This is a genomic window from uncultured Lactobacillus sp., assembly GCF_944327175.1.
Classification (GTDB): Bacteria; Bacillota; Bacilli; order Lactobacillales; family Lactobacillaceae; genus Lactobacillus.
The window spans coordinates 1-8,235 of sequence record NZ_CALVGT010000008.1 but is presented as its reverse complement, the minus strand read 5'-3'; the positions used below and the strand labels follow the sequence as shown (position 1 = coordinate 8,235).

The window sequence follows — 8,235 nt, the reverse complement described above, 5'->3', positions numbered from 1 at the left end:
CACGTAAGCGTTGTGGGTCAAAGTCCGGCTGGTCCCGTCGATGTTGCCAGCCTTCACGTACTTGCCTTCAGCGTACTTGTAGTACTTGGCGTTGCCGATCTTTACGGCTGACCCGTAGACCTTAAGGCTGCTTCCTGCCTTCAAAGTCTTGACAGACAACTTCTTGCCAGAAGCATCATAGCTGTAGGAGTTCCGCATCAGCTTAACCCTCTTGGTTGAAACCGGCTGGGTAGCTGGCGCTTGGCTGGAGCTGTTTGAACCAGTATTAGTGTTGCCGCTGTTGCTGCTGGTTCCCAGCTTGTTGTAGTAGTAAGTGATCAAGCTGTAGAAGTCGCTCATGGAGTAGCCCCATTTAGCAAAGTAGCCGTCCGGGTCCCCGTGGTCGGTCCCGCCCAGGTACTGGGAAACTTCATTGTGGGACCAAATAGTGCCTGTCCCGCTCTTACTTGCCCGGGATGGGGTCAAGTTATATTGGTGCAAAAGAGTGGCAATGTAGTAGGCATCGTTGGCTACGCTCTGCACGAACTGGGACCGGGTTGAAACTTCACAGAGCTCAATCTGGATGTAGCGGACATTGGCGATTGGGCCTGCCCCCCAGGTACCATAGTCAGTTGACATCAGCTGGATGGTCTGGCTGTTGTCGACAACAGCGTGGACGTAAGAGTAGACGCTGGTCCAGTTATTGTTGAAGTAGCGGCCTTCATCCCAGGCCGTAGCGCCAGGAGTCGCCGTTTCGTGAACGACGATCCCTTCCGGCCTGCCGACCCCGTTCCGGTAGCCGAAGCGGCTGCCGTACTTCTTGCCATTGGCCACGCTGTTGAACTGGTTGTAAGACAAACCCGCCGCCTTGAGCAGGGTTTCCAGTGACTTGGTGCCGCTGTAAATCGTCTTCTTGGCATCACTGTTGATTGAAGCCTGGGCTGCCTGTCCCTGGCCAAAAGTAAAGGCCAGGCCGAAAGCCGCCGTTGCCGCCGCAGTAAAAAATCTTCTAAATCTCATTCAGTTTTCTTCCCCGTTTGCTTAAAAGTTGGCCTTCTTAACATATTGGTTAAGACCAACGATGTAGTACTGCTTGCCCTTGATCTTCACTCTGCCGCCGTAGACGGTGTGAGTGCTGCCCTTGAGCCACTTGGTCTTGCCGACCCGTTTGCCCTTGTTGTTGTAGATGTAGGCATTGTGCTTAAGCTTGCGGCTTACGCCGTCAAAGTTGCTTGCCTTGATGAACTGGTCGGCACTGGCCGAGTTAACCCGGTAGTACTTAGCCCCGTTGATCGTGACTGACCCGTAAGTCGTCACGCTCTTGCCGGACTTGACGGACTTGGCCGTGCTCTTGGCACCGGTACTGGTGTAGATAGCTGCTGAGTGCATCAGTACCTTCATTTGCCCGGAAACGCTGGCGGCATTGTCAGCACTTGGCGCTTGGGAGCTGCCAGTGTTCAGGCTTTCGCCGTTGATCCAGCCCAGGCCCTTGAGGTACATCCGCTTCTTGCCATTGTAGTAAGTGTAGGTCTTAGTAACCGTTACAGTTTGACCGGCGGTCACGTAAGACTTCTTTGGTGAAACAGAGTGGTCAGTCGGGTACAGGTAGGTTGCCCCGGACTTGGCTACCTTGGCCCTGTAATTAGTGCCGGAGTAAACCGGGTCATACTTGGTCAAGTTGTAGGTTCCGATGCGGCTGATCAGCTTGTTGGCGTAGTTCTTGTCGGTCGCGTAGCCGGCAGCCTTGATGGCTTTAGCGGCAGCTGAAGCACTTGAGGCATTTTCCAGCCAGATCTTGCTGTAGCGCAAGCTGCCGTAATTGCCAAAAGTCGTCCGCATCTTCAAGCCGTAGTCGTCAAAAGATGCCTGGTAGCTGCTGTACTTTCTGAAGGCAGCCGTGATGTAGTAAATCTTACCCTTTGAGTCCTGTTCCGCCGTCTTGACGTTATAAGTTGCCCCGGTCCAGCCAGTAGCCTTCATCCCAAAGAAGTTGTTGGCCCGGGTAGACAGGGTTGAAGTTCCCCAGCCAGATTCCAAGGCAGCCTGGGCCAGCATCAAAGAGGCATAGACGCCGTACTTCTTGGACGTCTTCTGCGCCCGCAGGCTGACCTTGCTTAAAAAGGCATCACTGGTGGCTGATGCCTCAACTGCTTGATTTGAGAGGAACATGTTGTTGGTCACTGGAACAGCGATAGAAGTCAGCATCGCTGCGGTAGCAAGTCCAGTCAAAAATCTTCTCTTCATTAATTTCCTCCTAATAATTTCAATCGTAACTTCTATTGTATGTGCTCAGCGCTCTAGTTACAATCGAACGCGCATTCTGTAAACTAAAAGTAACAATTTCCTTAAGCAATTACATTCTTTATAGAAAAAAACCGCTTTTTTCCCCCTTCCGGGCTAAGAAAGAAAATTATAAAAGACCGGGATAAAGCTGCATAAATTAAACATAAAAAGAAAAGAGGCGGCCAGGCCGCCTCTTGGGTATAAATTTTGTATCCGGCTAAAGCGGCCAGATCTGCCTAATGATTACTATCGTCAAACACACCCGTAACAGTACGTTCAATATAGTTTGCAGCCAGCGGCTCAGCATAGAGGACCTCCCCTTCCTTGACGAACACGCCCTCGCTGGCGATGGCGGCCGCGGCCTCCCGGACCACGTCCGCGCTCAAGCCCTTGACCGCGTATGGCAGGTTCAGGCTCTTCTTTTTGCCAGCACTGGACTTAAAGGTTAATTGCAATTCGGTAGTCGTAGTCATGATTTTTTCTCCTGTTTCTTACTCAAAAATTTTCATCTGTAGTTTCCGCGCTAAAGAGTTAGGCCAAGGTCAAATTGTGCTTTTGGACCAGGGTCAAGGCAGCCAGTTCATCGCCCTGCAGCTTGCTGATGGCCTGGCCCACCTTGACCAGGCTTTCCGGGCTGGCATCCAGCTTGACGTTTTGCAGGCTGCGCTGCATCTGCCCCTTGTCATACTTTTCGGCCTTGAAGGTGTATTGAATGCTTTGGTCAGCTAAAGTGAAGTTCATTTTTTCTCTCCTGTTTCTGTTAAAAAATCCATTCTTGCCGCGAAGCAACGGGCTTCGCTCCGGCCGGCCCCGGCGCCTTGGGCCTGCACTGATACTAACGTTTCAAGAAGCAAAAGTCGGCCACTTTTTATTAAGTAATAATTACAAGTTGGACCAGCTGACTGAAGGGAGGGGCGATTCTGGTATAATTGAGGAGATTAACGAGGAGGTTATTTATGAAAAAATCGACTATCTGGTCCATCATTGTGGTGGCCGCGCTCGCCTTGGGCGGGGCTGGCGTCTTCTTCTACTCCAGCCAGCAAAAGCAGAGCCAGAAGCAAATGGCAAATTCCAGCTACTCCAGCCACATGCAGGCCGGCAAAGAAGCCGTAAAGGCCAAGAAGTACAGCCAAGCCGCTGACGAATTTGACCAGGCCTACCAGGCTAAGGCAACTGCCCAAGCTAAAAACTACCAGGCCCAGGCCGAAAACCTGGCCGACTCCATCAAGTTAGCCAAGACGACCGTCAAGTACGCCAGCGCCTTGAACCTGGCCCAAAAGGCCCAGGAGCAAAATGGCGGCTACAGTGTCATGACCAGCCAGGCCAAAAAGCTGGTTAAACAGCTCAAGGCCGTTAAAGACAACTACGACAGTGAAATCAAGCCGCTCTTAAACAAGGCCGCCAAGGCCATGGAAGACGGCGATTATGGCAGCGCCGTTTCCACCTACAGCAGCATCTTAGACCTGCCTTACATCAACGGAGCTTACTACGCCAAGGTCCGGTCTAACGTCAAGGACCTGCTCAAGGAAGCCAAGAGCAAACAGGAGGACTCCTCCAGTTCTGAAAGTTCAAGTTCATCCAGCTCTTCTGACTCTTCCAGCAGCAAGGCAAGCTCCAGTTCCAGCTCATCTTCTTCTGCCGCAAGCTCTTCCAGCAACCAGGCTGAAGGGTCTGGGACCAGCAACAATGACAAGGTTGGCGGCAGCACCGTGACCAGCCGGGACGTCCAGCAGATCCGCACCCAGCTTGACAAGCTGGGCGAAAGCACGGCCGGCTGGAGCCCGCAGGACTTGATCAACCTGTTCAACTACGCCTACCAGCAGGGCCACACCACCATCGACTCCATCACCAAGGATGACGTCGAGGGCTACCTGAAGTCGGGCAAATAAGAAATAATTCAGCGCCAGGCCTTGATTTATGGGGGCCTGGCGCTTGCTTTCTGGCCTTAAAGCCGTTAAAATTACTATTGACTTTATAGACTTTTATTTAAAAAGGAGCTACAACTTTGGCAGAAGAAGAAAAGAAAATCCGCAGCAATGAAGATATGTTCAAGATCGTGATGCCTGAACCAGAACGCGTAACCATGCCAGCACGCGAAGTTGCCGACCAGCCGGCTTACCTGGTCAACTTCGCCAACTTCTACGTTTCTTCTTTCGAACGCGACGACCTGGAAATCATCAGTGAATTTGACGAAGACCACAACATGGTCAACATCAACCACTACCTCCTGCTCAACCAGCCATTCTCCCGCAAGAACCTGGTCAAGCATGTGCTGATCGACCACGCCCACAATTTCCAAGCCATCCTCGACAAGATGACCGCAGAAACCGGCGTTGACCCGGAAGCGATGACCACTTACGAAGACTGGAGCAAGTGGTATGAAGCAGAACGGGCAAAGATCGAAAGCAGTTTGTCCTAAAGGGCTTGAAAAATTGCTCTAAATATAAGAAAATTACAGTAGAAAGAATGTCTGATGGCATTCTTTTTTTACTTGTTAAATCTAAACAAAAGCTTTAAAGTTATTTTTGTATATCACAGACTTTTTAGTTTGAGGAGTATTTAAGTGCTATGGAAGTAGAAAATAAACGCAATCGCATGACGGCCGCCGGCCTCTTGATCGCGATTGGGATTGTCTACGGCGACATCGGGACCAGTCCTCTGTATGTCATGAAATCCGTAATCACCGGCAACGGCGGCATCAATACGGTCGGCCGTGACTTAATCATCGGGACCATTTCCTTGATCCTGTGGACCGTGACCCTGCTCACGACGGTGCAGACCGTGATTATTGCCTTAAAAGCAACCAACCACGGCGAAGGCGGTATCTTCGCCCTCTACGCCTTAATCAGAAAGAAAGCAGCCTGGCTGGTCTGGCCGGCCTTGATCGGCGGGGCTGCTATCCTGGCCGACGGGACCCTAACCCCGGCCGTGACGGTTACTACCGCCATTGAAGGGCTGAAGGGGCTGGAATTCGGCAAGGGCAATGTCCCGGTCAGCAACCAGACCACGGTCTTAGTCATTACTATTGTTATTTTGCTGGTGCTTTTCTCCATCCAGCGGATGGGGACCAGCATCATCGGGAAAGCTTTTGGCCCGGTCATGTTTGTCTGGTTCGCCTTCCTGGGTGTCATGGGCTTGATCAACATTGGCGGCAACTGGTGGATTCTCCAGTCCTTGAACCCTTACTACGCGATCAAATTGCTCTTTAGCCCTTACAACAAGGCGGGCTTCGCGATCTTAGGGTCCATCTTCCTGGCCACCACGGGGGCTGAAGCCCTTTACTCCGACGTCGGCCACGTCGGCAAGGGGAACATCATCGGTTCCTGGCCATTTGTTTTCGCCTGCCTCTCCCTGAACTACTTTGGGCAAGGGGTTTGGATCTTAAACAACACCAACATGCACTCAGCCACGGAAATCAACCCCTTCTACGCCATGATTCCGGAAAATATCCGGCTGGCGTCAATCGTTCTGGCCACCCTGGCAGCGATCATCGCTTCCCAGGCCCTGATCACGGGTTCCTTTACCCTGGTGGCTGAATCCATCAACTTGAAGTTCCTGCCGCGGATGAACATCCTCTACCCATCTGATGAAAGAGGGCAGATCTACATTCCGGCTATCAACAAGATGCTGGGCATTACTACTATTGCCCTGGTTCTCTTCTTTAGAACCTCAGCCCACATGGAAGCAGCCTACGGTCTGTCAATCACGATTTCCATGCTGACGACCACCATCCTGCTCTATGAATGGCTGGTTCTCAAGCGTGGCCACAACTTGTGGAACACGATTTTTGTCGTCTTCTTCAGCACGATCAACATCCTCTTCATGGGTTCAAGTCTGAGCAAGTTTACCCACGGTGGTTACGTATCACTCTTGATCACCCTCTTGATCGCCGCTGTCATGGTTATTTGGTACTTCGGCAACAAGGTTCGGGACAAGAACGAATCTGTTAATGCTTACGTTCGCTTGGACGAATACACTGACATGCTGACTGACCTCAGCCACGATGACAACTACCCAACTTACGCTGACAACCTGGTTTACATGGCCAAGGTTAAGTACAACAAGTTCATCAAGCGGGAGATCCTTTACTCCATCTTGGACAAGCGGCCAAAGAGAGCCCGGGCTTACTGGTTCGTTTCTGTTAACGTCACTAACGACCCATTTACAGCCGAATACGCGGTCAACACTTTTGGCACCAAGAACGTGATCAACATCCAGCTCTACCTCGGCTTCAAGCGGCAGACAAGCGTTAACGTCTACTTGCGGCAGATCGTCCACGACCTGATCAAGGACAACACCATCGAAGCTCAGCCGCAGGAATACACGACCACTCCAGGCCGGGACGTTGGTGACTTCAAGTTCGTTATCGTTAACGACGTCATCTCGCCATCAACCACCCTGTCCTCTTACCAAAAGTGGCTGGTCAAGGCCCGGGTCCAGCTGCAGAACCTGTCGCCTAACCCGGCTCAATGGTTCGGCCTGGAATTCGCGGACACGGTTATCGAACGCGTGCCTTTGATCCTGGGCAAGCAAGAGCCTGAAAGAATCAAGCGGGTTGCCCCAGTTGACTACAGCAAGACCATGCTGAACAAGAACGCGGGCAAAACGAAGAAACAAAAGAGCAAATAAAGAAACGGCAAGCCTCGAACGCTTGCCGTTTTTGCTTTTAGAAAGTCGTCAACCAACCCCAGACTAAAGTCTAGGGCTTGCAAGTCGCAAGAAGCTTTTGCCTCTTTGCTTGCACTAATCAGATACGGGGATTTGCAAGTGCAGGGATCCCTAATTACCAGATTTATATTATAGAGCCTCGGGTTGCCTGGGGCTCTTTTCTTTTATCCTTTGTACGGAAGTATCGAATATTTTTCTTCCTCTAACTTGGCTATGCCTTTTTCCAGAATATTCTTAGCTGCATTATAGTCCCGGATGTGGTGGACTTTGCAGATTGGGCAGTCCCACTCTCTGTCTTTCAAGGTAAGCTTTGGATAGCCGTTATGCCCCATAATGCTGCCACAATTAGAGCAGCGTTGAGTGGTATTGCGCTTGTCGATCTCAATGTACTTCTTGCCATAGAGGTCTGCTTTGTACTCAAGCATTCTCTGGAAGCTACTCCAGCCAACATCGGCAATTGACATTGCCAAGGCATGATTTTTCATCAAGTTTTTTCCTCTCAAGTCCTCAAGCACTACTACGTCGTGGTTATTGATGTATGCAGTACTCAATTTCTGTAGGAAGTCTTCTCTTTGATTTTTGACGTGCTGGTGCAGGCGGGCTGCTTGCAGGCGGGACTTTTGATAATTCCGGCTTTCAGCTAGCTTGCGTCCTTCCTTTTTTGCCCGCACTTGTCTCCTTGACATCCGTCTTTGCAGGCTTTTCAGCCGTTTTAATGACTTGCGGTAGTAGCGGGGATTGTCAATGACATTACCGCTGCTGTCAGTTAAGAAATTGTCGGTATTCAAGTCAATGCCTGTAATCTTGCCCGTTTTTAGCTTTGGATCAACAAAAGGAACTACGTCCCCAATCTGAAGAGAGAGATAGTAGCCCGAAGCATCATACTTGATCGTTGCCGTCCCAATCCGGAAATTTGGATTATGCGCAAGAATTTTTCGATAGCTTGAGCCACTTATTCTAATTCTTCCTAGCTTAGGCAACTGTACGTGCTTTGTGTCCAGGAACCTAACTGATCCGGAGAAAGGCGTACAGTTTCCTTTTTTCTTGTTTTCGGTTGTGTAGGTACAAGAAGTTTGATAGCTGTTGCTTACGCCTTTCTTGTGGTATTTGGGAACGCCGGAAGAGTGAATTTTTTTGAACATATTCCAAGCCGCATTGTAGTTAAGTTTAGCCTGGGCTACTGCTAAGCTGTCAACGTCATTGACAGACATATAGGAATAATACTTAGACAGCTTCTTTTTCCGCAGTTCTAGTGTCTCAATTCTTTCAGCTACTGTTTGGATATAGATGCCAGTTTTTCTAAGA

At 50.4% G+C, this 8,235-nt stretch carries 8 protein-coding genes; 3 read left to right on the top strand and 5 right to left on the bottom strand.

What is annotated here, in order from left to right; all coding sequences use genetic code 11:
• From Q0J41_RS01305 to Q0J41_RS01290, 4 genes are all read right to left on the bottom strand, one after another.
• The coding region (locus tag Q0J41_RS01305; RefSeq protein WP_296225176.1) for an SLAP domain-containing protein at window positions 1-999 on the bottom strand (999 nt) is incomplete at its 3' end.
• Window positions 1,000-1,020: 21 nt separating this feature from the next.
• Complete coding sequence (locus Q0J41_RS01300) at window positions 1,021-2,223, bottom strand: glucosaminidase domain-containing protein (protein WP_296225174.1); 1,203 nt, start codon at window positions 2,221-2,223, stop codon at window positions 1,021-1,023.
• 275 nt (window positions 2,224-2,498) lie between these two features.
• Window positions 2,499-2,735 (bottom strand): DUF2922 domain-containing protein, encoded by a 237-nt coding sequence (locus Q0J41_RS01295; RefSeq protein WP_296225170.1) that lies wholly within the window; start codon window positions 2,733-2,735, stop codon window positions 2,499-2,501.
• A gap of 58 nt (window positions 2,736-2,793) precedes the next feature.
• On the bottom strand, window positions 2,794-3,003 hold the full coding sequence (locus Q0J41_RS01290) for a hypothetical protein (RefSeq protein WP_002877879.1): 210 nt from the start codon (window positions 3,001-3,003) through the stop codon (window positions 2,794-2,796).
• A gap of 215 nt (window positions 3,004-3,218) precedes the next feature.
• Here Q0J41_RS01290 and Q0J41_RS01285 point away from each other — a divergent pair, with 215 nt between their 5' ends.
• The 3 genes from Q0J41_RS01285 to Q0J41_RS01275 all read left to right on the top strand — a co-directional run bounded on the left by Q0J41_RS01285 (window position 3,219) and on the right by Q0J41_RS01275 (window position 6,891).
• Window positions 3,219-4,151 (top strand): hypothetical protein, encoded by a 933-nt coding sequence (locus tag Q0J41_RS01285; protein WP_296225153.1) that lies wholly within the window; start codon window positions 3,219-3,221, stop codon window positions 4,149-4,151.
• A 116-nt stretch (window positions 4,152-4,267) separates the two neighbouring features.
• Window positions 4,268-4,681, top strand: a complete 414-nt coding sequence (locus Q0J41_RS01280) for a hypothetical protein (RefSeq protein ID WP_296225151.1) — start codon at window positions 4,268-4,270, stop codon at window positions 4,679-4,681.
• 149 nt (window positions 4,682-4,830) lie between these two features.
• Entirely contained in the window at window positions 4,831-6,891 is a 2,061-nt protein-coding gene (locus Q0J41_RS01275) for a KUP/HAK/KT family potassium transporter (RefSeq protein WP_296225149.1), read from the top strand.
• Between the two features lie 203 nt (window positions 6,892-7,094).
• Here the strand turns inward: Q0J41_RS01275 and Q0J41_RS01270 are convergent.
• Window positions 7,095-8,235: RNA-guided endonuclease TnpB family protein (locus tag Q0J41_RS01270; RefSeq protein ID WP_296225147.1), on the bottom strand; the 1,141-nt coding region annotated here is incomplete at its 5' end.